We start from the raw sequence: 23850 nt of genomic DNA, 5'->3' as shown, positions 1-23850 counted from the left end.
ATACGATCTGACGGCTAAGGTTAGCCAAGGGGACTCTCCTAGTGACAAGCCCGGAGTGGTTGAAGGTCTAAAACAAAGAATAAGGGCTTACAACTTTAGTAAACAAAGGACGTCATCAATAGCAGTGATATAAAAAGTTATCTTTGCCGCCCCGATAAGGCTTTACGGGGCGACTAAGTCTCACCCAACCGACAATTCCGATAGTTTCAGAATAAGCTTTGAGTTTTCTAAGATTGGAATTACTACACCACAGCACGTACTCGAGATACTACAAATAGCTTTTTGGTAGGACCGATACCGAATAAATATCCATAATACATCAGGAGAAACTTTTTTTAATTTTCTGTAACCGGTCATAAATCAGTGGCGGATAATTTGCATGATATTCACCACACTCTGGGCAATGCTCTTGTTTTAGGTACGCTTGATTGTCGAGATCTTGATAAGGAAAAACGCTGAAGAGAAGTTCGTGCTGCATAAGCGTTTTATAAAAACTCTTATGATAAGGTGCAATCTCGCTGTCTTTGATTTTGTCGAAATATAGGTCAACGCTGTTCAAAATGCTCATAATTTCTTTAACCCCGTCGAACCTTAAAATGTCGTCATCTTTGTGAATATCAACATCTAAGCTCTCTAGATCCTCAATGAAACATTTAATCGCTCGCCGGGAATGCAAAAGGATCATTTGCGACTTGCCATCAATCATCTTTTCCTGATCGTAGCTAAAATTTTTAATGTTTCTTTCGACGAACATATAAAGTTCGTGAAGCTGATTCAACTCGTGCCTCAGTTGCTCCTTCGTATATTCCTTTTCGATTTGCTGATGGAGGATGCCATTAGCGTCAATCTGAGCTTTTAACACCAGAAAGAGAAGCACTGAACCCAGAATTTGTACAAATGGGCTTGAAATACCTCCAAGAACATCTCCTATTTCGCCATAACCTTTCAAATATTGCAGCGGAAGAAGAGGTGCAAACAAAGGGATAAGCAGGCAAGCCGCACCACCAATGACTATGACCCAGAAAGCTATTTTGGTAACAGGAGAGTTATAGATATTCATTTTTACACCTTTTCAGAATTTTCTTTTCTGTACGCGCTAGGAGTTTTGCCAATTTTTTTCTTAAACAACTTTTGAAAGTGTTCATGTGCCGGATACCCAATGGCTTCACTCACTTCGGGAACAGACTTACCGGATTCTTTAAGCAGCTGCTTTGCTTTTTCAAGCCGACAATAGGTTAAATAATCAAGAGGTGTCATGCCTGACAGCTCCTTAAATTTGACGCTGTAGTTCGTACGCGACATCCCCGCAATCCCGGCGAGATCGTCAAGACCCCATTTTTTATCGAGACTATGATGAATAGCTTCCAAGGTTTTGCTGAGTTGCGGATTTTCGATCAGTTTGAAGAATCCAGCATTTTTATTGGATTTGTACATGTGGATTCTTAACGCTTGCACGAAGATAATTTCGGTCAGCTTTCTGACTAACGTGTTGCTTCCAGGAAGCCCTGATTTTGCTTCCTGCTCTATAATACTTAAAAGCATGGCAAGCCAAGGCGAGTGGGAGTTATCAGCACTCTTGATATGCACGACATTTGGCAGCGAATTTAAGAATGGATGATCGGGTCCGCCATTAAAACAAAAATGTCCGCAAACGACGTTGGCTTTGAGCTTGCTCTGATCACCGTATTCCAAAACTTGAGCTTCGGTGAGGTTGGCTTTAGCTCTAAATTCGACCGCAGGCTCGGCCTTGATTTTTGGTGCACTGGCCATGGTGTGCTCCATCCCTTTGAAAAAGATCAAAATATCGCCCTGCTCCGCCAATGCTTTAAGTTTAAGTTTTGGCACCTCATACCAAAACTCGCCATGAGTCACGATGTGAAATCTCGCTAGATTCTCTTCCTGCGGGAGGCTGATGCCCCAGTCTCCCGCAAATGAGGTTCTATACCAGTAGCTGCTAGTAAGCTCTACCTTATCTAAAATTTCACTGAGAACATCCATATATAGCTCCTACGTAAACTGTCCAATAGGTCATGTTATACGAACTATTGAACATATTATATCTATTTTACATGCTGTAAAGTCAGTCTAATCAGTAAGTGGATGAAAACTAAGGAGGCTTTATGAAACTAGATTATGTGATCGTTGCCGGAGGGTGTTTTTGGGGTCTCGAAGACCTCCTTAGGAGTCTGGACGGTGTGACGTCAACGAAGGTGGGCTACTCTGGCGGAGATTTTGATGATCCTACCTACGCCGATATTATAACAGGGAAAACGGGGCACGCCGAAGCGGTTCGCGTGGAATACGACCAAGACGAAATATCTCTCGAAGAGATTCTACATTACTTTTTCAAAATCCATGATCCGACTACGAAGAATCGCCAAGGAAATGATGTTGGCACTTCGTATCGCTCGGCAGCGTTCTATCGTGACGATGCACAGAAAGCGATTATCGAAAACGTGATTGATGAGGTCAATGAGATCGGTCGCTTCGAGAATGAAGTGGTCACGACCGTCACCCTGGAAACAGAATTCTACGACGCTGAGGCATATCACCAAAACTATTTGCAGAGGAATCCCAGCGGATACTCTTGCCATTTTGAAAGAGACTAAATCATGAACCAAATGAACGAGGAAAAAATGAAAGCACTTAAGAATGTTGTTATTTATACGAAAGACCATTGTCCATTTTGCGCACGCGTGAAGAATTACCTAACTGCTGAAAAGGTCGATTTCAAACAAATTCGCGTAGACGACGATCCGAAGACTTACCTGGAGTTGAAGGAAAGAACAAATCTCCAAACTGTACCGCAAGTTTTTGTGGATGGAGAATTCATTGGTAGTGCTACAGACTTCTTCTCGTGGATTGATAGCTAAAGAGTGAACCCTAAAATAAAGGAGCAAATATATGTTCAATTGGAAAAGCATTTACAACTACCTGGATAACGGCACTCCCGCGCCTCCCAAAAAAGTAGAAAAGAGCGAGGAAGAGTGGAAAGAAATTCTGACGCCAGCGCAATTTCGGGTCATGCGGATGAAAGGCACCGAACGCGCGCACACCGGAGAACTCTGTTCATTTTATGAAGCTGGAAGGTACGCCTGTGTGGGCTGCGACACCGAACTCTTTGACTCGAACCTAAAGTTCGATTCGGGAACGGGATGGCCGAGTTTTTCTGAGCCAGTCGCAGACAACGTAATTCAATATGAACTGGATACGACCTTCGGGCGCAGAATCGAAGTGCTATGCAATGTGTGCGAAGCCCATCTGGGGCACGCTTTTCCAGACGGTCCTGAGCCATCAGGGGTCCGATTCTGTATTAACTCGGAGTCATTGAAGTTTGTAGAATAATTTTTAAATCGAGGGGGTTTATGAAAGTGAACCTTTTGAAAAAAGGAGCCGTTCGTGTTGATTAAGCTGTTCGGTCATAAAGACTGCCATAAAACCAAGATTTACCATTCGTACTTGCAAGAAAAAGGGAGCCAGTTTGTTTTTTTGGATGTTCATGAAGACGACGCGGCTGCTGATGAACTGTGCTCCCTCTATTCGAACGGAAAGCTGAATTTCCCGACAATAGTGGTTGGGACAAAGAAGCTGAGAAACCCCAAGTTCAAGGACCTTGACAGGTGGTTGGAAGCTTCAATGAAATAATGAGTTTTTTAGAATTATTAATAACTTAATAAGCAGTAAGATCAATGATTACAGCAATTTTCCGCAGTTGTGTTACCAAGAAACATGCTGCGGAGTTTTAGCAAAGATACTTCATCAAGCTGGTGTTGGAAAACGTGGTCTTATCGTCGTTTGCACGGCGTGAGGAATGGGAGTGGCTTCAATTTTTGAAAGTTAGGTGAAAAATATGTCGGATCTAAAAATGAATAAAGAAGACGGTGTTGAAAGCTATGAATTTGCAACCCCTGAAGCAATCGAAGAAGCATTGAAAATCGGGAAGCTTAGTCAAACGGTTTTCGGCATGGGTTGCTTTTGGGGACCGGATTCTAATTTTGGAGGGACGCAGGGAGTAGTGCAAACACGTGTTGGCTACGCTGGAGCATCAACTCTGGATCCGAGTTACCGCAACATCAACGGACACGCCGAAGTCGTCAGAGTGATCTACGATAAAGACCAAATCAGCTACAGGGAACTTCTTGGAAGTTTTGAATCATGGTCTGTTCATGGTAGAAAGCAGGGCCAGTATCGCCAGATACTTTTTGTTTTTGATCTGGAGCAAAAACAAGTAGCTGAAGAACTGATTCAAGCGATTGGAAAGGAGAAATCTCCCGAGGTGATTGAGGCCGGAGAACAAAATGGTTATTTTTGGCCCGCCGAAGATTACCATCAAAAGCATCGTCTTCGCAGAAACAAACAGCTTGTAAGTCTTGCAGAAGTAGATTTCGGTCCTCGCTGGGATGAACATCTGTATTTTACTAAATTAAATAGTACCGATAGAAAAGGCTTCAGTCTCTCAAGCTGGCTAAAAAAGTTGTCTCCGGAAATGCAGAAAGCTTACCGAATCGGTTAATCTGAAATTGCAGCTGGCTAAAGAACTCTATTTTCTATATGTAAAGAATGTGACGATCTCCTTCACATGGAGTCCAAGAGAGCATAAAAAATCTGTGTAAGTCGCATTACCCATGTATTTGAAAGGAATAAATAATGCCAATATCAGACCAGCTTATCGACCGAAGCAAGACCTCAGTTTTTATGAGGTCTTGAGATCAGCGCAGCATGAACAGATCTCTTACAGTGTGGCGAACACACTGGTTTGATTGCGGCCTTGGGTTTTAGCTTTGTATAACATCTGATCGGCGACTTCGAGCAACTGCTTTTTGTCGTCAAATAAATCAGCGCTGGCCAAACCTATGCTGACCGTTAATTGTCGTAATAACCACTCATGGTTAGCCACTACCAGCCTTAACTTTTCCAGTGTTTTATTTGCGGACGCTGTGTCTGTGCCTGGCAGGATCAGCACAAACTCTTCACCACCATAACGGGCGAAAAAGTCATAGTTCCTGCTATGGCGCTGAAACAGAGCCGCGACTTGACTCAGTGCCTCATCTCCTGCGGCATGACCATAGCTGTCGTTAAAACTCTTAAAGTGATCAATATCAATCAATGCCAGTACAAAAGATTGTCCTGTTCTTTGCCAGCGAGCAAATTCAGCTTCAAACTTGAGGTCAAAAGCTCTTCTGTTGTTCACCCCTGTCAGCGCATCCGTCATGCTGGTATTATGTAATTGTTCGCCGACTTTTTTCAGCTCCAGTATGGCGATCACTTGTCTGGACAGAGCCTGCAAAGAGCTTATCTGCCGCTGGTTCAGCTGCTTAGGAACATGATCATAGACACAAATAGTACCAATCACTGCACCTTCGGGATCAATCAGCGGCGAGCCAGCATAAAATCGGTAGCCAGGTCCTGAAATCACCATAGCATTGGTACTGAATCTGTGATCTAAAGTAGCGTCAGGGACCACCATTACCGCATCAGGTGTTTCCATTGCATACACGCAAAAGGACTCTTTAATTAATACAGAGGTACGCGAAATACCAACTTTTGCAATTAGATTCAGCTTTGTGTCATCGGTTCGCGTCACCATAGCCACTGGTGCATCACAGATATAACACGCCAGTTCAGTGATATCCCGCAGGTTCTGATCTGCTTCAGCAGGTGCTTTTAGTGTGGTTTCTGCACTAGCTGTTTGAGCTAAACTAAAGGTCATGTACTTCTCCGTTTTTCTACTGCATTTTTCAAAGATCCTGCATAGAAAAATGAATTAAATCGTTGATTTAACTCTAGCATAGATCTGTCAGACTTGAAGTTATCTCTGTAGCAATGGTATTGTTTTGTACAATATTCGCCTGCTTGATTTGAGTTTTAGCTGTATTTATAAACTTTTGGCTTTTCCGGTCGCAGGCTCTATAATTTGCTCGTTTAAATCCAACTCTTCGTCTAACGTCATCTATTTAGTGTGCATGCGGCCTCCGGAGCATTTTCCGTGGCTTATTTTACCGAAGCATCGGGATTGCTAAATAGAGCTGAACGCTGTAATGCGCTTTCGAACTGAGCTTTCCGTAACTTCGGCATTAGTTCATGTACCTTGCTTACTGGATGTTGGTTGACGCGCAGCAGCACGTCCGTCAGATAATCGTAAACGTTAATAGCAGTGTTGACCTTGCTTTGAATGACGCCAACATGCTTAGCACCAAGCTCCGTTCAGCAGAATCACAGCCAGTTTTTCAGTTATCCCAAGTGTCACTCTCAGATTAAAGGCCGCCATACCGGATGTAGTGCCAACAAGAAAACTAAAACACAACTTCGCTGATCATCGCTGAGTGTTTATAAATCGTCTCCCATCACCGGTATCGATAAGCAGATAAGCCTGGTTATGCCATTAGCAGTTCTTGAAGCATTCCTGCTTTCAATGTCGTCAACGTGATCACGATTTGAGTTGAGATAACGACTCTGTTGCTGAAGACTCTCAGTTAATTGCCACTCACCAGATTCAAGAACAGCACCCGCTAACTCGGCACATACTGTTGCAAAACCATAAAGCGCTTGATTATCGCGGGTAAAACGCAGCGGCATCGTCTGGCCTTTTACAAGAAGGGACCATTCCAAAACTCTGTACTTACCTTTTAATCGGTTACTGACAAAAATAGTTATACTTGTACCGCTGGCGCCAACAACTAAAAAGCTCGTGATAGCTAGTCCTATCAGAGACCATAACTCTGGTTTCCCACTTAGTAACAGTGGATTAGGCAAATGACTCCTCAAAACGAGATCAGCACCAAGGGTCAGCGCTGTTTTATACACTGCTTGTTCTAATAATGGAGTTGCATTGACCAGTGACGCAACAGCATCACAACTATAAGGTTCTAGAACTGCCGTAGCTCTCAACCATTCTGTTTCATGGGCAATCGCCAACAAATTTGACCAAATTCGAACCAGTGCCGCTATATGAATGGAGTTTTCATCAGTCAGGACGGTTTGATTAAGCTGCTTATCCAGTTCCTGATGCCAGTATTGGTATTGGCTTGTCAAAAGTACAAACAACTCAGATTGAAGCAACTTATTATTAGTTACCGGTCTTATCCTATTTGACATCTCATTGAATAGTTGTATAAATTTTTTGTCTGCTTGTTGCTCACGCTTTAGCAGATCTTGCTGTTGTTGAAGCATCTGTAAATCGTATTCAATGGCCTGCTTAAAAAGTGTGAGTAAGGAACAGTGTTGTGATGCCCGATCTGGGCTTGAAAAGTCCAACATACACAAAGTACCGAAAGTTTTTCCGCTAGGCCAAAGCAATGGCAGGCCATAGTAATAACTAAAGCCTGCTGCAAATGTTGGGTTATTGTTTTCATATCGGGTACCGATTGCATTTTCAACTAGTAATGGCTGGTTACTGGAAATGACTTGGGAACAATAAGTGTTAAGTGCCAATGGAACAGGTTCACCGCAATAAAAAGTTGGTACTGACACACTGCCAACAGCCTGACAAATTTCGTTTTTATCTAATCGATTAATCAGCACACAAGGCACTTCCGCGACTTGAGCCATCGAGTTTACAATGCCTTGCCAGCGCTCTAGGAGCAGAGCGGTTTCTATGCTCAAATCTACTGCCATTTGTTCCCTCAGTATTTAAATAGTCCCCTTTTGCATCATTCGATCTTGTTTATCTCAGAGTATCAAACAGGAAACAAAGTGATTGATGTCAATCAGGGAATTAGCAGCATTGATGCATTAAGCGGCGCACATACACTCTAAGTAAAGTGCTTAAGTCTGATTATGGCAAGAAATTGTTACTTTGTCAGGGATAGTCAACACTTTATTAGCGAGAGACTTGCTTGGCTGACATTTAAGACAAATCGCGAGATTCCAAATCTGCCACCAACAGTCGGAACTGAGTAACTCACTTGAGCTTTAAAAAGTAAAGCATTGAAATATTTATGGTATTTATACATCCTACCTAGCTCACAGCAGAGTTTAGCATCGTGCATTAATATGACCTTACACTAAAAATACGTACTAGTTGACGTCTATCAAACTCGTTTACGAGATAGTGTAGTGGTCGACAAATTTTGGCCACATCGTTATTGCCTAATAACCGATGCTCTCTTTAAATGCGAAATGAGTAGTGCACGCATTTTTAGCCTTTTGGCAAAACGTTGATGTCTCGAAATTTTCAAGCGCTGTGCCTTGTTTATTTTCAGAAACGTCTGCTTTCAGTGAGTTCCTGATGCTCGGGCGCTCTAAATTATGGGTATAGACAATCTGATTTGCCCTATATTTGCAGTTTTTCGTGAACCCTTAATTTCACAACTCTTTTAATCTGATATCCAAAGTCTGCATCCATACATAGCCCCTACGTAAACTGTCTAATAAGTCACATTATACGAACTATTGAGCATGTTATATCTATTTTACATGCTGTAAATTCAGTTCCATTAGTAAATAGATAAAAACCAAGGAGGCTTTATGAAAAATAAATAATGTGATCGTTGCCGGAGGGTGTTTTTGGAGTCTCGAAGACCTCCTTAGAAATCAGGACGGCGTGACGTCAACGAAGGTGTGTAGTGGCACTGAAATGGCGACTGCGCAAGACGTGAAGATGAGCTGTCTGATAGCAACGGATTATCAAGCAGAACCTTCTTAAATACAATTTATTCCACGCCAATACAGCGTGCTGTCTTTCAAATCACTAGGAGAAATTTATGTCACGTTTGAACACCCCTACCACAATCGACGCCGCGCCTACTGCTACCCATACCTCACTCAAGGCTGTGGAAAAACAACTGGGCCGCGTTCCTAACATGTTCCGCGTCGTTGCCAACAGCCCTGCTGCGCTGACTGGCTACCTGCAATTGAGCGCAGCATCAGCACAGGGCGGCTTGGGTACAGCGACTCTTGAGCGTATTGCCCTAGCCGTCGCTGAGATCAACGGCTGCGATTATTGCCTTGCTGGCCATTCCTTCCTAGGCCGTAAGGTGGCCAAGCTTGATGATGCTGAACTCACTGCCAACCGCAGCGGTGCATCAAATGACCCTAAGGCCGACGCAGCCGTGCGTTTTGCTGCCGCCGTAGTCCGCCAGCGCGGGCAAGTCAGCAATGACCAGGTCCAAGCGGTGCTGAACGCTGGCTACAGTGATGCACATGTAGTGGATATTCTGTTGGCTGTTGCCCTGAACACTTTCACTAACTACGTTAACGAAGTGACACAGACCGAGGTCGACTTCCCGGCCGTTCAACCACTAGGCATTGATGTCTAATCCATTGGTGCTCAACTACAGCAATTACCTAAGTTAGGTTCGACTCGAGTAAACATATAGTTTTTCTCAAGAGTCATATCATTTTAGTGGGCTACATAGAGTGAGTCCACATGGCTAAAAATAATTGGAGATATAAGATGACTATTCCCGAAATTGAAAATGGTGTCCAGACTACCAATATCCTTAGTAATAATCTCGGTGCAAAAGTCACTAAGTTTGGTATAGGTGGCATCTACGTTGCCATGACGATAATATATTTGTGGTTTGGTGGTATGAAATTCACTAGCTACGAAGCAAACGGTATACATGGTTTTGTTAGTAATAGCCCTCTGCTTTCATGGATGTATAGTTTCCTCAGCATTCAAGGATTCTCAAATTTTCTGGGTGTGCTTGAAATTTCAGTTGGCCTGTTAATCGCTGCACGAGTTTTCTCCCCTAAGCTCGCAATCTTGGGCGGTGTACTTTCAACCGGACTCTTTTTTACGACATTGTCGTTCATGCTGACTACACCCGGTGTTTTTGAGGCATCTCTTGGGTTTCCTGCGATCTCTGTGGTTCCTGGCCAGTTTTTGCTAAAAGATTTAGGCTTGTTTGTCGTGTCTATATTTATCGTAGGCACATCACTTACAGCACTGGAGCACAAAAACAAATAAGCCGCATCCGAAACAACTATAAGTTAGAGGGCCTTAAATTCTGCGGTATAGGTCTTGCAGTTCTTTTTAGCTGTCATAGGCACCTCGTTATGTGATTTTACTCACTTAGCGCGGTGTACAGAACTACTGGATCAGATCATTTTTTCGGGTTAACGGCCTAAGTGAAATAAATTCTGTAAACAGAAGGTCTCTTATAATCTGAAAGGCACATGGCTCTACTCTATAAGAGGACATTTATGAATACCTATCAAAAATCTATGAATGCGATTTCTGCTCTGACTAAGGAGCAGTATCGGGTGACGCAAGAAAATGGTACAGAGCGTCCAGGGACTGGTGAATTGCTAAAGAACACCAAGCCCGGCATTTACGTGGATATCGTGTCAGGTGAGCCTTTATTTGCGTCTTCTGCCAAGTATGAATCAGGGTGTGGTTGGCCGAGCTTTACCAAAGCGATAGACTCTGTCAACGTAATTGAAATCACTGATAGGTCGCACGGCATGACCCGCACAGAAGTGCGCTCAACTCATGGCGACAGTCACTTAGGCCATGTATTTTCAGACGGTCCCAAAGACCAGGGTGGCCTACGTTATTGTATTAACTCAGCGTCATTACGTTTTATTCCTAGGGAAGAAATGGCAAGTAAAGGTTACGCAGAGTATTTAGACCAAGTAGAGGACATTTAATTATGGCAATTGAACGCGCAGTATTAGCCGGTGGCTGCTTTTGGGGCATGCAGGATCTTATCCGCAAACGTCCCGGTATCACTTCAACCCGAGTAGGTTATACCGGTGGTGAAGTGGCTAATGCTACCTACCGCAATCATGGTAACCATGCTGAAGGCATTGAAATAATGTTCGATAATGAAATCACCAGCTATCGACAAATTTTAGAGTTTTTCTTTCAGATTCATGACCCTAGTACAGTAAATAGACAAGGTAATGACAAGGGCACATCTTATCGCTCAGCCATTTATTATACCTCTGAGGCACAGCATGCTGAGGCAGTAAAAACCATTGCTGACGTGGATGCTTCGGGATTATGGCCTGGAAAAGTAGTGACTGAAGTCGAACCTGCAAGTGATTTTTGGGAAGCGGAGGCTATGCATCAGGACTATTTGGAACTCCGACCAAATGGCTATACCTGCCACTTCCCCAGACCAGACTGGAAGTTGCCCTCATCTCAATGAGTTTGCAGCAGCCCACACAGACTTGCAATTTGCATACGACAACCACCCTTAATACAATCGGCTTAGGCGGTGGTTGTCACTGGTGCACCGAAGGCGTATTTTCATCACTTATTGGCATTGCTACTGTCAATCAAGGTTGGATCGCCTCAATTGGTGACAACGCTCAGTTCAGCGAAGCCATTGAAGTGGTTTTTGATCCGACTGTTATTTCTTTATCAACCTTGATCGAAATCCATTTACATACTCACGCGAGCACATCAAACCACTCAATGCGTGGTAAATATCGTTCAGCGATATACGCTTATGATGAGGTTCAGTATAACCAGGCTGTAAACATATTAGATGCCTGTAGAGCTGATTTTGAGCAGCCAGTCATTACTCAGGTTTATTTTTTTAAGGATTTTAAAGCGAATAAAACTGAGCTTATCGACTACTTTTATACAGCACCCAACAGACCATTTTGTCAAAGGTACATTCATCCAAAACTCACCTTCTTATTAGCACGTTTCAGCCACTATGTTGATACGCATAAATTGACAGAGTCAGGTGTAGAGTTAACATCGATATAGGCTGTGCTACTCTGCAAGTTCGAGCGTCATGATTACCAACTCTAGTAGTGGCATCGATCACACGAAAACTAAAACGATGTCACCGCAAACGAATGGGATCTGCGAGCAGTTTGATAAGGCGATCCTGAACGAGTTTTATCAGGTGGCTTTTCGCAACAAGTTAATCAAACGCTGGAGACGCGGCAAAATGATCAGGATGAGTGGCTGTCTTACAACAATGAACGAACTCATCAGGGCAAAATGTGCAACGGCAGAACGTCAGTTGAAACTGATCTGATCCAGTAGTTCTGTACACCGCGCTAAGTGAGTAAAATCACATAACGATACAACAACGTTACCCTACATAATCCCAAACTAATTTATCGTTGGAAACGCGAGTTATCCGTGAAGATGATAGAGCTTCTACGCGAGATCCTTTCCAACTGAGTCTGTTCGATGCTCTGTTATACCAATATCTTTGGAAACGCCCTTCGATGGTAGCTTGTTGCTTCTATCAACATTCATACACTTTTGTGAAAAAAATTTCCTGTGTATTTATCGGTATAGGGGTCGCCTCAGAAAACGGAAAATAAAGCACGCTAAGCCCTTACTTACCCAGATGTTTGACTGTTCGTGGCACTTTCACCATGGCAATTGCAATTGCCCAACCCTTGCAAAATGCCGCACGCCTCTACAGATCGAGAGCCAGAACACTTCTCGCGCAAATCAACCAAGTGCCGTTTTAACTGCAACAGCGCGGACACACGCATTTCCACCTGTTGAATATGGGCCTCCAGCAGCGTGTTGACCTCCCCACAGTCCTGCATCGGGTTGTCTCGCAGACCCAGCAATGCGCGAATCTCGCTCAACGTCATCTCGAGCGAACGGCAATGACGGATGAATTGCAAGCGCTCAATGTGCGCCTCACCGTACAGCCGGAAGTTGCCACCGCTTCGCGCTGGCTTCGGCAGTAGCCCTTCCTTCTCGTAGTAGCGGATGGTCACGACCTCGCACCCAGAGCGCTTGGCGAGGTCGCCAATTCTGATTTCCATGCATCAATCTCCAATTATCACTTGACTCTATAGTGACTATAGAGATTTTAATGGAGGCTGAATAGAAGATTTTCAGGAGTTACTCATGAGCGAATGCGCTTCAAAGGGGTGTGGCTGCACGACTGAGCCGATCATCCAACCCACGGCACCGGCCCCGCTGGCAACCGGATCGGCTCAAGCGGTGTACCGCATCGAGAACATGGATTGCCCGACCGAAGAGGCGCTGATCCGAAGCAAACTGGCCGGTCTGGCGGGGGTGGCAGGTCTTGAATTCAACCTGATGCAACGTACCTTGGCCGTGCGACACGAATTGCCTTCGTTGTCTCCCGTCGAGCAGGCGCTGAAGGCCATCGGCATGCAAGCTGTGCGCATGGATCAGGCGTCGGCCGAGCAGACGACCAAGCTGTCCATTGCCAAGATGGATTGCCCGACCGAAGAGACGTAGATCCGCAACAAGCTCGGCACCGTGGCCGGTGTTGCTGATCTCGATTTCAACCTGATGCAGCGCACGCTGTCGGTACGCCATGCGAACCAGGTTCTGCCAGACGTGCTCGTGGCACTGCAAGCGCTTGGATTCGAGGCGCAGGTCGTGGACACGGCAGAGGTCGCATCTCCATCCGCCGCCCCTGTGACCACGCCGACCAACTGGTGGCCGCTGGGCATCTCCTTGGTCACTGCATCGGCGGCCGAGGCGGTCTACTGGCTCCACAACGGCAATCACTGGTCGGTTGTCGTTCTGGCGCTTGTCGCGGTCTTCACGGGTGGCCTCTCCACCTACAAGAAGGGGTGGATTGCGCTCAAGAACCGTAATCTCAACATGAACGCCCTCATGTCGATTGCGGTCACGGGTGCCATGTTGATCGGCCACTGGCCCGAAGCGGCAATGGTGATGGTACTGTTCGCGCTGGCCGAGGTAATCGAAGCCAAATCGCTGGATCGCGCTCGTAACGCTATCCGTGGCCTGCTCGACCTGACCCCGGAACAGGCCACGGTACAGCAGGCTGACGGCACATGGCGCGAGGTGGGCGCCAAGCAAATCACCATCGGCGCCCGCGTCCGGGTCAAACCAGGTGAGCGCATCGCCCTTGATGGTGAGGTGCTGGAAGGCCGCTCTGCCGTCAACCAAGCCCCGATCACGGGTGAAAGCCTCCCGGTCGAAAAATCCCCCGGTGATTCGGTGTTCGCTGGCACGATCAACGAATCCGGCTCGTTCGAGTACCGCGTCACCGCCTTGGCCAACAACTCCACTTTGGCCCGGATCATTCACGCGGTAGAGGCTGCGCAAGGTAGTCGTGCGCCGACTCAGCGTTTTGTCGATCAGTTCGCCCGCTGGTACACCCCCGTTGTATTCGGCGTTGCCATCGCCGTCGCGTTGTTGCCGCCGCTGTTCATGGGTGCGGCATGGCTCGACTGGATCTACCGTGCATTGGTTCTGCTGGTGGTCGCCTGCCCGTGCGCACTGGTGATCTCTACACCGGTCAGCATCGTCAGCGGCCTGGCCGCCGCCGCCCGCCACGGCATTCTCATCAAAGGTGGCGTCTATCTGGAAGAAGGCCGCAAGCTGCGCTGGCTGGCTCTGGACAAGACCGGCACGATCACGCACGGCAAGCCCGCACAGACCGACTTTGTCACATGGGGCAATGCACTCGCCTCGGACAGCCGCAGCATCGCTGCCAGTCTGGCGGCCCGCTCGGACCATCCTGTATCCAAGGCGGTGGCACAGGCCGCGCAGACGGACGGGGTTGCCTTGCTCGACGTGGCCGAATTCAACGCGCTGCCCGGTCGGGGTGTGCAGGGCCAAATCAACGGTGAAACCTACCATCTTGGCAACCAGCGGATGCTAGAAGAGCTGGGGCAGCGTACTCCCGAGCTGGAACAGCGCATCGCGGCGCTGGAAACCATGGGTAAAACTGTCGTGATGTTGGTCAGCGCAAAAGGGGTTCATGCCTTATTTGCCGTAGCGGACACCATCAAGGAAAGCAGCAGGAGCGCCATTGCCGAGCTTCATGCACTGGGCATCAACACCATGATGCTGACCGGCGACAACCCCCACACGGCACAGGCCATTGCCGCACAAGCCGGGATCGACCGTGCGCAAGGCAATCTGCTCCCAGACGACAAACTGCGCGAAGTTGAGCTACTGGCCATAAAGGGCAAGGTCGGCATGGTCGGTGATGGCATCAACGATGCCCCGGCCTTGGCGCGTGCGGACATCGGCTTTGCCATGGGAGCGGCTGGCACAGATACCGCCATCGAGACCGCTGACGTGGCCCTGATGGACGACAACCTGGGCAAGATTCCGACCTTCGTGCGCCTGTCGCGTGCGACGGCGCAGGTGCTGATGCAAAACATTGTGCTGGCCCTTGGCATCAAGGCAGTATTTCTGGTGCTGACCTTCACGGGTCAAGCGACCATGTGGATGGCGGTGTTTGCTGATATGGGGGCCAGCTTGCTCGTCGTTGGCAATGGCTTGAGGCTGTTGCGCAAATGAGCTGGAAATTCTTTCTCTACGACTGGGGTGGTCTGAACATCGCGTTGTTCCAAGCCATCAACATGAGCACACCTGCAGCGCTGGAACCGCTGGCATCGTTCTTCAACCTTGTGATAGGCAACTACTGGACTGCACCACTGATGCTCTTGGCGATGTGGGGATGGTCAAAGTCGGCACCTGACCCAACGCGGGCCGATGCCATCCGGTACAGACTCAGAGTCTTTAGCGTGGCCTTTGCGTTGGCATTTCTCGTCGCCACCATCTTGAAGCTATGGATCGACTTTCCACGCCCGCCTGCCGTTTTTGGCGACATGGTGCGCGTTATCGGGGGCATCGAACGACACTACAGCCTGCCCAGCGGGCATGCCACCTATGCCGCGCTGGTGGTCGGCGCGCTCTGGCCTTTGATAGGCCGTCGTGGCCGCATCGGCTTGGTGTTGTACGCCGCATTGGTCGGTTGGTCACGCATCGCAGCCGGAATGCACTTTCCTGCCGATGTGCTGGCGGGGTGGGTACTTGGATTGAGTTGCACGGCGCTCGCCGGGTGGCTGATGCCGCTGGCCGCCCCTGTGTGGCAATCGGCTCGCCGCACATCGACTTGGGTCTGGTTCGCAGTGGCCGCCAGTGCTGTCATGACCGATCAGCTCGCAAAGTTCGCCATCACCCGCACGTTTGCCTACGGTGAACAGGTCGAAGTCACGCCCTTCTTCAACTTCGTCCATGTCCTGAATCCCGGCGCGGCATTCAGCTTTCTGGCGAACGCTGGCGGCTGGCAACGTTACTTTTTCATCACGCTGGGCCTGGTCGTTTCTGCTTGGCTGGGACGCATGCTGTGCCAGCAATTGCCCCGTCTCGAAGCGATGGGATACAGCCTGATCCTCGGCGGTGCGCTGGGCAATGTCGCGGATCGTGTGCTGCGTGGACAGGTTGTTGATTTCCTTGACTTCCATTGGCGACTTGCGCACTGGCCCGCCTTCAACCTCGCTGATGTGGCGATAACTATCGGAGCGCTCTGCCTGTTCTTGACGGTTGTACCGAAAAGCAGTAAAGGCACAGAGGCCGAGGTGTCCGGTTAAGCTATACCCTAACCTGATGTCAGATGCCATGTGTAAATTGCGTCAGGATAGGATTGAATTTTGAATTTATTGACATATCTCGTTGAAGGTCATAGAGTCTTCCCTGACATTTTGCAGGGAATTCCATGACTGGACAGCGCATTGGGTATATCAGGGTCAGCACCTTCGACCAGAACCCGGAACGGCAACTGGAAGGCGTCAAGGTTGATCGCGCTTTTAGCGACAAGGCATCCGGCAAGGATGTCAAGCGTCCGCAACTGGAAGCGCTGATAAGCTTCGCCCGCACCGGCGACACCGTGGTGGTGCATAGCATGGATCGCCTGGCGCGCAATCTCGATGATTTGCGCCGGATCGTGCAAACGCTGACACAACGCGGCGTGCATATCGAATTCGTCAAGGAACACCTCAGTTTTACTGGCGAAGACTCTCCGATGGCGAACCTGATGCTCTCGGTGATGGGCGCGTTCGCCGAGTTCGAGCGCGCCCTGATCCGCGAGCGTCAGCGCGAGGGTATTGCGCTCGCCAAGCAACGCGGGGCTTACCGTGGCAGGAAGAAATCCCTGTCGTCTGAGCGTATTGCCGAACTGCGCCAACGTGTCGAGGCTGGCGAGCAAAAGACCAAGCTTGCTCGTGAATTCGGAATCAGTCGCGAAACCCTGTATCAATACTTGAGAACGGATCAGTAAATATGCCACGTCGTTCCATCCTGTCCGCCGCCGAGCGGGAAAGCCTGCTGGCGTTGCCGGACTCCAAGGACGACCTGATCCGACATTACACATTCAACGATACCGACATCTCGATCATCCGACAGCGGCGCGGGCCAGCCAATCGGCTGGGCTTCGCGGTGCAGCTCTGTTACCTGCGCTTTCCCGGCGTCATCCTGGGCGTCGATGAACTACCGTTCCCGCCCTTGTTGAAGCTGGTCGCCGACCAGCTCAAGGTCGGCGTCGAAAGCTGGAACGAGTACGGCCAGCGGGAGCAGACCCGGCGCGAGCACCTGAGCGAGCTGGCGATGCAAACCGACAAAGGCATCGTGCTGGCCAGCGCCTTGATCGGGCACCTGCGGCGGCAGTCGGTCATTCTGCCCGCCCTCAACGCCGTCGAGCGGGCGAGTGCCGAGGCGATCACCCGTGCTAACCGGCGCATCTACGACGCCTTGGCCGAACCACTGGCGGACGCGCATCGCCGCCGCCTCGACGATCTGCTCAAGCGCCGGGACAACGGCAAGACGACCTGGTTGGCTTGGTTGCGCCAGTCTCCGGCCAAGCCAAATTCGCGGCATATGCTGGAACACATCGAACGCCTCAAGGCATGGCAGGCACTCGATCTGCCTACCGGCATCGAGCGGCTGGTTCACCAGAACCGCCTGCTCAAGATTGCCCGCGAGGGCGGCCAGATGACACCCGCCGACCTGGCCAAATTCGAGCCGCAACGGCGCTACGCCACTCTCGTGGCGCTGGCCACCGAGGGCATGGCCACCGTCACCGACGAAATCATCGACCTGCACGACCGCATCCTGGGTAAGCTGTTTAACGCTGCCAAGAATAAGCATCAGCAGCAGTTCCAGGCGTCAGGCAAGGCCATCAACGCCAAGGTACGTCTGTACGGGCGCATCGGTCAGGCGCTGATCGACGCCAAGCAATCAGGCCGCGATGCGTTTGCCGCCATCGAGGCCGTCATGTCCTGGGATTCCTTTGCCGAGAGCGTCACCGAGGCGCAGAAGCTCGCGCAACCCGATGACTTCGATTTCCTGCATCGCATCGGCGAGAGCTACGCCACCCTGCGCCGCTATGCACCGGAATTCCTTGCCGTGCTCAAGCTGCGGGCCGCGCCCGCCGCCAAAAACGTGCTTGATGCCATTGAGGTGCTGCGCGGCATGAACACCGACAACGCCCGCAAGCTGCCAGCCGATGCACCGACCGGCTTCATCAAGCCGCGCTGGCAGAAACTGGTGATGACCGACGCCGGCATCGACCGGCGCTACTACGAACTGTGCGCGCTGTCCGAGTTGAAGAACTCCCTGCGCTCGGGCGACATCTGGGTGCAGGGTTCACGCCAGTTCAAGGACTTCGAGGACTACCTGGTACCGCCCGAGAAGTTCACCAGCCTCAAGCAGTCCAGCGAATTGCCGCTGGCCGTGGCCACCGACTGCGAACAATATCTGCATGAGCGGCTGACGCTGCTGGAAGCACAACTTGCCACCGTCAACCGCATGGCGGCAGCCAACGACCTGCCGGATGCCATCATCACCGAGTCGGGCTTGAAGATCACGCCGCTGGATGCGGCGGTGCCCGACACCGCGCAGGCGCTGATAGACCAGACAGCCATGGTCCTGCCGCACGTCAAGATCACCGAACTGCTGCTCGAAGTCGATGAGTGGACGGGCTTCACCCGGCACTTCACGCACTTGAAATCGGGCGATCTGGCCAAGGACAAGAACCTGTTGTTGACCACGATCCTGGCCGACGCGATCAACCTGGGCCTGACCAAGATGGCCGAGTCCTGCCCCGGCACGACCTACGCGAAGCTCGCTTGGCTGCAAGCCTGGCATACCCGCGACGAAACGTACTCGACAGCGTTGGCTGAACTGGTCAACGCTCAGTTTCGGCATCCCTTTGCCGGGCACTGGGGCGATGGCACCACATCATCATCGGACGGACAGAATTTCCAAACCGCTAGCAAGGCAAAGAGCACGGGGCACATCAACCCAAAATATGGCAGCAGCCCAGGACGGACTTTCTACACCCACATCTCCGACCAATACGCGCCATTCCACACCAAGGTGGTCAATGTCGGCCTGCGCGACTCAACCTACGTGCTCGACGGCCTGCTGTACCACGAATCCGACCTGCGGATCGAGGAGCACTACACCGACACGGCGGGCTTCACCGATCACGTCTTCGCCCTGATGCACCTCTTGGGCTTCCGCTTCGCGCCGCGCATCCGCGACCTGGGCGACACCAAGCTCTACATCCCGAAGGGCGATGCCGCCTATGACGCGCTCAAGCCGATGATCGGCGGCACGCTCAACATCAAGCACGTCCGCGCCCATTGGGACGAAATCCTGCGGCTGGCCACCTCGATCAAGCAGGGCACGGTGACGGCCTCGCTGATGCTCAGGAAACTCGGCAGCTACCCGCGCCAGAACGGCTTGGCCGTCGCGCTGCGCGAGTTGGGCCGCATCGAGCGCACGCTGTTCATCCTCGACTGGCTGCAAAGCGTCGAGCTACGCCGCCGCGTGCATGCCGGGCTGAACAAGGGCGAGGCGCGCAATGCGCTGGCCCGTGCCGTGTTCTTCAACCGCCTTGGTGAAATCCGTGACCGAAGTTTCGAGCAGCAGCGCTACCGGGCCAGCGGCCTCAACCTGGTGACGGCGGCCATCGTGCTGTGGAACACGGTCTACCTGGAGCGTGCGGCGCATGCGTTGCGCGGCAATGGTCATGCCGTCGATGACTCGCTATTGCAGTACCTGTCGCCACTCGGCTGGGAGCACATCAACCTGACCGGTGATTACCTATGGCGCAGCAGCGCCAAGATCGGCGCGGGGAAGTTCAGGCCGCTACGGCCTCTGCAACCGGCTTAGCGTGCTTTATTTTCCGTTTTCTGAGACGACCCCAAGTGGAAGAACCGACAAATTTGATGAGCTACGACGATTCCACCATTAAGCTGCCGGGCGCTCAAAATACATCCATCCGGCTACAGCGAACTTTGGAGCTGTTTAAATTGACCTTGGATCACGGCTTTTTCCTGAAGAATGACTTTATTCTCGTCGATCAGAAGCGCCGCTTTATCCTGGGTGGTTTTCAATTCGGTTTTTGTGGTCTCCAGTGTTTGGGATAAGACGGCCACTTGCTTATCAACATCAGCTTTCTGAGTGGTGAGCACGGCCATGTTTTGCGCCAAATGATCATTTTGATGCTGGTATTCCCGGCACTTTGCCACGGCTTCTTCAAGCTCGTGTTTCAGGTTCTGGACATCTTCTATCTTTCCCTTCACGTCGCTATTTAGCGCCCCATTGGCCCGTTTTAATTCATCGGCATGTCGTTGTAACTGCACATTGGCGTCAAACAGCTCTGACGCTCTCGACTCAGCCTGGGCGAGCCGGTGTTGCAGATCCTGGATCTGATCGTTCAGCCCCTGGTTAACTGAACGGAATTGTTCGCGCTCCTGCTGGCGGTCTTCGGCAGTACGCTGCTGGTAATGTTCGAAATGATCGCGGATATCCTTATTTTCTTGTTTGAGTTCCGCAACGCTCTCCTTCAATTCAACAATCCGTGCAGCAGCTTCGTCCCGCTGGGACTCGGCCTTGGCCAGGCTGACACGCGCGTCTTCCAGAGACCGACTTTGCTCGCTTTTTTCTTTGCTCAGCCGTTCGGTCTGGTTCTCCAGGTCCCGTTGTCGGGCAGTTAGTTGCGCCATGGTGTTGTCGGCATGGGTCAACTCTTTGCGGAGTTCTTCCTTTAAAGTCTCGAATTCCTGGCGAGCTTGTTCGATACGGTGGTCGGCCATCTGCTGTACCCGCTCATGCAGGGACTTTACCACCTCGACGAGGTCGTTCGGCAGCCCACTGACATCGGCCGCCTCCCCATTGTCTGACCGCCAACGCTTGAGCAATGGCGCGATGGTGCTTTTGCTGCCGGTGCCCAGGTGTTCGCGCACCCGATCCACCGTGGGTTCCTGGCCTTGCGTTTTAATGGCTTCAGCGGCTTTAGCGATATCGTGATAAGTGACTCCGGCACGGGCCATGGTGATTCCTCTCGGATTATTTAGTAACATATTACATAACACGTAATATAACATTATATTAGTTCGTTTCAAGATCGCTTGAATTCATGATACTAACCACTGATAATCATCCTTATCGTGGGCTAGTTGATCTTGACGTAAATTTTCGACTTGTAACGCCGGTATATAGCCGCCTTTTGAGCGACATCGAAGGAAATCCTATTCATGAACAACAAACCGCCAATACAGGCTAGCAACTTGTCGTTACGTAATAAGGATGCGACCCTGGTTGAACGCCAGGGGCCCGAACCACTACGGCAATACCTCCAGGCAGCGACATCCGACAACACACGTAAAGCCTACCGTTCGGCCATTCGACAATTTGAAAAATGGGGTGGTCGCCTGCCCTCGGATCGGGATACTGTCGTGCGTTACCTGCTGGCCAGAGCCGAATCGCTTAATCCCCGAACCCTGGATCTGCACCTGACCGCTATTAGCCAATGGCACCATTATCAAGGGCTCATCGATCCAGTAAGTGATCCGTTGGTCCGCAAAACCATGGAAGGCGTTCGTCGTACCTATGGCCAACCCAAGCGCAAAGCCAAGGCATTGCGCTTGGAGCACGTCGCCCAAATGGTGAATCATTTGCGGCAACTACCAACCACCAAAAAGAAACTGAGGGATATCGCGCTGGTGTTGACCGGCTTTTTCGGTGCCTTTCGCCGTAGCGAATTGGTGGCCATTCGCTACGGTGATCTGGTGTGGGAACCTGAAGGACTTCTCATCCGGCTGTCTAGTTCCAAGAACGATCAACAAGCCTCCGGCTTAGTGCGAGCATTACCTTTCGGTGCACCAGACTGCTGTCCTGCTACGGCCATGAAAAACTGGATAGAACTGGGTGGCATTAATGAAGGTCCGGTTTTTCGCCCCATTAACCGGTGGGATAAGATTCAGCCTAAAGCGTTGAATCCCAGTGCCATTAATGAATTACTCAAGACTTTGGGTAACGCCTGCCAGTTCGATTTTGTACCGGAATTGAGCAGCCATAGCTTCCGGCGCGGCCTCTCTACATCGGCAGCCCGAGAACGAGTTGATTTTGAGTTGATTAAAAAGCAAGGCGGATGGAAGAGCGATGCCACCGTCAGGGAGTACATTGAAGAAGGACAGCAGCTCTCCAATAACGCTACCCATATATTGATGGAGAAAATGGCGGTTCTTATAGATACCGTTCGGGTAAAAGAGATATGAACATGACAAGAACTATCAGTAAAGTTGCCAAAGAACTGGCTATCAATATAGAAACCGTTCGCTTCTATGAGCGTCGTGGATTAATAGAGCAACCGCCAAAACCCGAGTTGGGCTACCGCCATTATCCCGATGAAACGGTTAATCGCATCCGGTTCATTAAGCGGGCGCAAGAATTGGGGTTTACCCTGGAAGAGATCGCCAACCTGCTAAGCTTGAATGACCGCCCATGTGCTCAGGTGCAGGAGCTGGCCGAGTATAAACTCAGCGCCGTCATGGAAAAAATTGCCGATCTGAAGCGGCTCGAAAGCGCACTCAAGGCATTATTGACGCAATGTCAGAGTAATAACGATGACTCACATTGTCCCATTATCGACTCCCTGCAACCTTAATTAGTTTTACACGGGCATCACAAAAACGTTTGACTCCGTACATCGGTACGGAGATTACACTTGCTCCATACACTGAAATCAGAGGAGTAAGTCGTGTCACAGAAAGAATCCAATCTACCTATTATTGGCGGCGTTATCGCGGCTGTTGGCGCTGGCCTGTGCTGCGCTGGTCCTTTCGTGTTGTTGCTGCTAGGCGTGAGTGGCTCCTGGATTGGTAATTTAACCTTGTTAGAACCTTATCGTCCCATTTTTATCCTGCTGGTTTTAGCCTTATTTGGCTTCGCAGGCTGGAAGGTCTATCGCCCCGTTGAGGACTGTGAGCCAGGCACCGCCTGTGCAGTTCCTCAAGTGCGAAAACGCCGGCAGGTGATCTTTTGGTTAACGGCACTGACTGCGTTGGTGCTAGTCACCAGCAATTATTGGATTGTCTGGTTTGCCTGAATACTTTCTTACCGCTCACTTTTATTAATGACTTAATACGTTACTGGAGAAAATGATGAAGAAAATTGCCTTGTTGTCTTTGCTAGCCTTGACCAGCCTGACCGCTTTTGCTGCGCCGAAAACAGTTACTTTGGAAGTTCCAACCATGAACTGTGTGACCTGCCCCTTTACGGTCAAAAATGCCTTAAAAAATGTTGAGGGTGTGAGTAAAGCTGAAGTCACCTTTGAAACCAAATTGGCAGTTGTCACATTCGACGACGAAAAAACCACAGTAAAAGCACTGACCGAAGCCACCACTAATGCGGGTTATCCATCAACGCTCAAGGAGTAAAGCATGGAAATGCTAATACAGTTACTGACCCGTTTCGGCGATAAGATTAGCTCATTGGGCGCGCTGGTTTCTGCTATGGGATGCGCCATGTGTTTCCCGGCCATCGCCAGCCTGGGCGCTGCGGTCGGGTTGGGTTTTCTCAGCCAATGGGAAGGTTTGTTTGTTAATACCCTGTTACCGTTGTTTGCCTGGATTGCCCTGGTACTCAACGGACTTGGCTGGTTCAGCCACCGGCAATGGCACCGTAGTGCGCTGGGTGTGGTCGGCCCCATTTTATTGCTGTTATCGCTCTATCCGTTTTTCCAATACGGCTGGAGCAGCTATGTCACCTATTCAGCGTTAGGCCTGATGGTTGCCGTATCGCTTTGGGATATTTTTTCACCCGCGAATAAACGCTGTGATGATGACAGCTGTGCTGTTTAACACGACGCAATGCCTGACTACTATTTGAGG

25 protein-coding genes and 3 pseudogenes are annotated in these 23850 nt (G+C 50.0%); 21 read left to right on the top strand and 7 right to left on the bottom strand.

All coding sequences use genetic code 11. The features are described 5' to 3' along the window. Window positions 1-319 precede the first annotated feature (319 nt). Window positions 320-1060, bottom strand: coding sequence for a hypothetical protein (locus tag SHEWANA3_RS22700; RefSeq protein WP_011711659.1), 741 nt, complete (start codon window positions 1058-1060; stop codon window positions 320-322). Between the two features lie 2 nt (window positions 1061-1062). Beyond that, a complete protein-coding gene (locus tag SHEWANA3_RS22695) occupies window positions 1063-1998 on the bottom strand; it encodes an AraC family transcriptional regulator (RefSeq protein ID WP_002123001.1) in 936 nt (311 codons plus the stop codon). Window positions 1999-2120: 122 nt separating this feature from the next. Between SHEWANA3_RS22695 and msrA (SHEWANA3_RS22690) the strand changes: the two genes are divergently transcribed. The 5 genes from msrA (SHEWANA3_RS22690) to SHEWANA3_RS22670 all read left to right on the top strand — a co-directional run bounded on the left by msrA (SHEWANA3_RS22690) (window position 2121) and on the right by SHEWANA3_RS22670 (window position 4513). Further along, a complete protein-coding gene (gene msrA, locus SHEWANA3_RS22690) occupies window positions 2121-2609 on the top strand; it encodes a peptide-methionine (S)-S-oxide reductase MsrA (RefSeq protein WP_011711658.1) in 489 nt (162 codons plus the stop codon). 3 nt (window positions 2610-2612) lie between these two features. After that, window positions 2613-2873, top strand: coding sequence for a glutaredoxin (locus tag SHEWANA3_RS22685; protein WP_005403706.1), 261 nt, complete (start codon window positions 2613-2615; stop codon window positions 2871-2873). 31 nt (window positions 2874-2904) lie between these two features. Beyond that, window positions 2905-3345: a peptide-methionine (R)-S-oxide reductase MsrB gene (msrB, locus tag SHEWANA3_RS22680; RefSeq protein ID WP_005403705.1), complete on the top strand. Its 441-nt coding sequence runs from the start codon at window positions 2905-2907 to the stop codon at window positions 3343-3345. A gap of 54 nt (window positions 3346-3399) precedes the next feature. After that, entirely contained in the window at window positions 3400-3645 is a 246-nt protein-coding gene (locus tag SHEWANA3_RS22675; protein WP_011711656.1) for a glutaredoxin domain-containing protein, read from the top strand. A 220-nt stretch (window positions 3646-3865) separates the two neighbouring features. Then, window positions 3866-4513 (top strand): peptide-methionine (S)-S-oxide reductase, encoded by a 648-nt coding sequence (locus SHEWANA3_RS22670; RefSeq protein ID WP_223846397.1) that lies wholly within the window; start codon window positions 3866-3868, stop codon window positions 4511-4513. A 219-nt stretch (window positions 4514-4732) separates the two neighbouring features. On the opposite strand, the gene SHEWANA3_RS22665 is transcribed toward SHEWANA3_RS22670, so the two are convergent. The 3 genes and pseudogenes from SHEWANA3_RS22665 to SHEWANA3_RS22660 form a co-directional block, all read right to left on the bottom strand. Next, window positions 4733-5710 (bottom strand): sensor domain-containing diguanylate cyclase, encoded by a 978-nt coding sequence (locus SHEWANA3_RS22665; protein WP_002119794.1) that lies wholly within the window; start codon window positions 5708-5710, stop codon window positions 4733-4735. Window positions 5711-5991: 281 nt separating this feature from the next. Beyond that, window positions 5992-6240: pseudogene (locus SHEWANA3_RS23850) on the bottom strand (transposase domain-containing protein); the annotation flags it as partial. Window positions 6241-6327: 87 nt separating this feature from the next. Then, on the bottom strand, window positions 6328-7614 hold the full coding sequence (locus SHEWANA3_RS22660; RefSeq protein ID WP_000257537.1) for a GAF domain-containing protein: 1287 nt from the start codon (window positions 7612-7614) through the stop codon (window positions 6328-6330). A gap of 868 nt (window positions 7615-8482) precedes the next feature. Here SHEWANA3_RS22660 and SHEWANA3_RS23960 point away from each other — a divergent pair. The 7 genes and pseudogenes from SHEWANA3_RS23960 to SHEWANA3_RS22630 all read left to right on the top strand — a co-directional run. Further along, on the top strand, window positions 8483-8644 hold the full coding sequence (locus SHEWANA3_RS23960) for a peptide-methionine (S)-S-oxide reductase (RefSeq protein WP_223290059.1): 162 nt from the start codon (window positions 8483-8485) through the stop codon (window positions 8642-8644). A gap of 58 nt (window positions 8645-8702) precedes the next feature. Beyond that, window positions 8703-9257: a carboxymuconolactone decarboxylase family protein gene (locus SHEWANA3_RS22655; RefSeq protein WP_011711655.1), complete on the top strand. Its 555-nt coding sequence runs from the start codon at window positions 8703-8705 to the stop codon at window positions 9255-9257. 137 nt (window positions 9258-9394) lie between these two features. Next, on the top strand, window positions 9395-9910 hold the full coding sequence (locus SHEWANA3_RS22650; RefSeq protein ID WP_011711654.1) for a DUF417 family protein: 516 nt from the start codon (window positions 9395-9397) through the stop codon (window positions 9908-9910). Window positions 9911-10146: 236 nt separating this feature from the next. Continuing rightward, window positions 10147-10593: a peptide-methionine (R)-S-oxide reductase MsrB gene (gene msrB, locus SHEWANA3_RS22645; protein ID WP_011711653.1), complete on the top strand. Its 447-nt coding sequence runs from the start codon at window positions 10147-10149 to the stop codon at window positions 10591-10593. 2 nt (window positions 10594-10595) lie between these two features. Then, window positions 10596-11096, top strand: a complete 501-nt coding sequence (gene msrA, locus SHEWANA3_RS22640) for a peptide-methionine (S)-S-oxide reductase MsrA (RefSeq protein WP_011711652.1) — start codon at window positions 10596-10598, stop codon at window positions 11094-11096. Further along, the gene (locus SHEWANA3_RS22635) at window positions 11093-11665 is read left to right on the top strand and encodes a peptide-methionine (S)-S-oxide reductase (protein WP_011711651.1); all 573 of its coding nucleotides are present in this window, start codon (window positions 11093-11095) and stop codon (window positions 11663-11665) included. The genes msrA (SHEWANA3_RS22640) and SHEWANA3_RS22635 overlap by 4 nt, the downstream gene beginning before the upstream one ends. A 15-nt stretch (window positions 11666-11680) precedes the next feature. After that, window positions 11681-11950, top strand: a pseudogene (locus SHEWANA3_RS22630) (IS481 family transposase); the annotation flags it as partial. Window positions 11951-12255: 305 nt separating this feature from the next. On the opposite strand, the gene cadR reads toward SHEWANA3_RS22630, so the two are convergent. Next, entirely contained in the window at window positions 12256-12696 is a 441-nt protein-coding gene (gene cadR, locus SHEWANA3_RS22625) for a Cd(II)/Pb(II)-responsive transcriptional regulator (RefSeq protein WP_011638890.1), read from the bottom strand. An 85-nt stretch (window positions 12697-12781) separates the two neighbouring features. Here cadR and SHEWANA3_RS22620 point away from each other — a divergent pair. The 4 genes and pseudogenes from SHEWANA3_RS22620 (at window position 12782) to SHEWANA3_RS22605 (ending at window position 19846) form a co-directional block, all read left to right on the top strand. Further along, a pseudogene (locus SHEWANA3_RS22620) lies at window positions 12782-15187 on the top strand (heavy metal translocating P-type ATPase). Then, entirely contained in the window at window positions 15184-16263 is a 1080-nt protein-coding gene (gene lspA, locus SHEWANA3_RS22615) for a signal peptidase II (protein WP_011638892.1), read from the top strand. The pseudogene SHEWANA3_RS22620 and the gene lspA overlap by 4 nt, the downstream one beginning before the upstream one ends. Window positions 16264-16388: 125 nt before the next feature. Next, window positions 16389-16949, top strand: coding sequence for a recombinase family protein (locus SHEWANA3_RS22610; protein WP_000147567.1), 561 nt, complete (start codon window positions 16389-16391; stop codon window positions 16947-16949). A gap of 2 nt (window positions 16950-16951) precedes the next feature. Then, window positions 16952-19846, top strand: a complete 2895-nt coding sequence (locus SHEWANA3_RS22605; protein WP_011711650.1) for a Tn3-like element ISShes11 family transposase — start codon at window positions 16952-16954, stop codon at window positions 19844-19846. Window positions 19847-19959: 113 nt separating this feature from the next. On the opposite strand, the gene SHEWANA3_RS22600 is transcribed toward SHEWANA3_RS22605, so the two are convergent. Further along, on the bottom strand, window positions 19960-21009 hold the full coding sequence (locus SHEWANA3_RS22600; protein ID WP_011711649.1) for a DNA-binding protein: 1050 nt from the start codon (window positions 21007-21009) through the stop codon (window positions 19960-19962). Between the two features lie 204 nt (window positions 21010-21213). Here SHEWANA3_RS22600 and SHEWANA3_RS22595 point away from each other — a divergent pair, with 204 nt between their 5' ends. The 5 genes from SHEWANA3_RS22595 to merC all read left to right on the top strand — a co-directional run bounded on the left by SHEWANA3_RS22595 (window position 21214) and on the right by merC (window position 23820). Then, window positions 21214-22236, top strand: coding sequence for a tyrosine-type recombinase/integrase (locus SHEWANA3_RS22595; protein ID WP_011711648.1), 1023 nt, complete (start codon window positions 21214-21216; stop codon window positions 22234-22236). A gap of 2 nt (window positions 22237-22238) precedes the next feature. Beyond that, window positions 22239-22625, top strand: a complete 387-nt coding sequence (gene merR / locus SHEWANA3_RS22590; RefSeq protein WP_040133151.1) for an Hg(II)-responsive transcriptional regulator — start codon at window positions 22239-22241, stop codon at window positions 22623-22625. A gap of 93 nt (window positions 22626-22718) precedes the next feature. Next, a complete protein-coding gene (locus tag SHEWANA3_RS22585; protein WP_007642845.1) occupies window positions 22719-23066 on the top strand; it encodes a mercuric transporter MerT family protein in 348 nt (115 codons plus the stop codon). 55 nt (window positions 23067-23121) lie between these two features. Continuing rightward, entirely contained in the window at window positions 23122-23397 is a 276-nt protein-coding gene (gene merP / locus SHEWANA3_RS22580) for a mercury resistance system periplasmic binding protein MerP (protein ID WP_011711647.1), read from the top strand. 3 nt (window positions 23398-23400) lie between these two features. Next, on the top strand, window positions 23401-23820 hold the full coding sequence (gene merC / locus SHEWANA3_RS22575; RefSeq protein WP_007642843.1) for an organomercurial transporter MerC: 420 nt from the start codon (window positions 23401-23403) through the stop codon (window positions 23818-23820). Window positions 23821-23850 lie beyond the last annotated feature (30 nt).

Origin of the sequence: Shewanella sp. ANA-3 (assembly GCF_000203935.1) — a bacterium.
Taxonomy (GTDB): domain Bacteria; phylum Pseudomonadota; class Gammaproteobacteria; order Enterobacterales; family Shewanellaceae; genus Shewanella.
The sequence above is the reverse complement of the archived record's forward strand: the minus strand, read 5'-3'. Positions and strand labels throughout refer to the sequence as shown.

Coding starts and splice junctions, on each gene's coding strand:
- SHEWANA3_RS22600 (WP_011711649.1), bottom strand. CDS start 21,009: ATGGCCCGTGCCGGAGTCACTTATCACGATATCGCTAAAGCCGCTGAA.
- SHEWANA3_RS22695 (WP_002123001.1), bottom strand. CDS start 1,998: ATGGATGTTCTCAGTGAAATTTTAGATAAGGTAGAGCTTACTAGCAGC.
- SHEWANA3_RS22595 (WP_011711648.1), top strand. CDS start 21,214: ATGAACAACAAACCGCCAATACAGGCTAGCAACTTGTCGTTACGTAAT.
- SHEWANA3_RS22655 (WP_011711655.1), top strand. CDS start 8,703: ATGTCACGTTTGAACACCCCTACCACAATCGACGCCGCGCCTACTGCT.
- msrB (WP_011711653.1), top strand. CDS start 10,147: ATGAATACCTATCAAAAATCTATGAATGCGATTTCTGCTCTGACTAAG.
- SHEWANA3_RS22665 (WP_002119794.1), bottom strand. CDS start 5,710: ATGACCTTTAGTTTAGCTCAAACAGCTAGTGCAGAAACCACACTAAAA.
- SHEWANA3_RS22670 (WP_223846397.1), top strand. CDS start 3,866: ATGAATAAAGAAGACGGTGTTGAAAGCTATGAATTTGCAACCCCTGAA.
- msrA (WP_011711652.1), top strand. CDS start 10,596: ATGGCAATTGAACGCGCAGTATTAGCCGGTGGCTGCTTTTGGGGCATG.
- SHEWANA3_RS22635 (WP_011711651.1), top strand. CDS start 11,093: ATGAGTTTGCAGCAGCCCACACAGACTTGCAATTTGCATACGACAACC.
- merC (WP_007642843.1), top strand. CDS start 23,401: ATGGAAATGCTAATACAGTTACTGACCCGTTTCGGCGATAAGATTAGC.
- SHEWANA3_RS22610 (WP_000147567.1), top strand. CDS start 16,389: ATGACTGGACAGCGCATTGGGTATATCAGGGTCAGCACCTTCGACCAG.
- SHEWANA3_RS22685 (WP_005403706.1), top strand. CDS start 2,613: ATGAACCAAATGAACGAGGAAAAAATGAAAGCACTTAAGAATGTTGTT.
- merP (WP_011711647.1), top strand. CDS start 23,122: ATGAAGAAAATTGCCTTGTTGTCTTTGCTAGCCTTGACCAGCCTGACC.
- merR (WP_040133151.1), top strand. CDS start 22,239: ATGACAAGAACTATCAGTAAAGTTGCCAAAGAACTGGCTATCAATATA.
- SHEWANA3_RS22605 (WP_011711650.1), top strand. CDS start 16,952: ATGCCACGTCGTTCCATCCTGTCCGCCGCCGAGCGGGAAAGCCTGCTG.
- cadR (WP_011638890.1), bottom strand. CDS start 12,696: ATGGAAATCAGAATTGGCGACCTCGCCAAGCGCTCTGGGTGCGAGGTC.
- SHEWANA3_RS22650 (WP_011711654.1), top strand. CDS start 9,395: ATGACTATTCCCGAAATTGAAAATGGTGTCCAGACTACCAATATCCTT.
- msrB (WP_005403705.1), top strand. CDS start 2,905: ATGTTCAATTGGAAAAGCATTTACAACTACCTGGATAACGGCACTCCC.
- SHEWANA3_RS22700 (WP_011711659.1), bottom strand. CDS start 1,060: ATGAATATCTATAACTCTCCTGTTACCAAAATAGCTTTCTGGGTCATA.
- SHEWANA3_RS22660 (WP_000257537.1), bottom strand. CDS start 7,614: ATGGCAGTAGATTTGAGCATAGAAACCGCTCTGCTCCTAGAGCGCTGG.
- msrA (WP_011711658.1), top strand. CDS start 2,121: ATGAAACTAGATTATGTGATCGTTGCCGGAGGGTGTTTTTGGGGTCTC.
- lspA (WP_011638892.1), top strand. CDS start 15,184: ATGAGCTGGAAATTCTTTCTCTACGACTGGGGTGGTCTGAACATCGCG.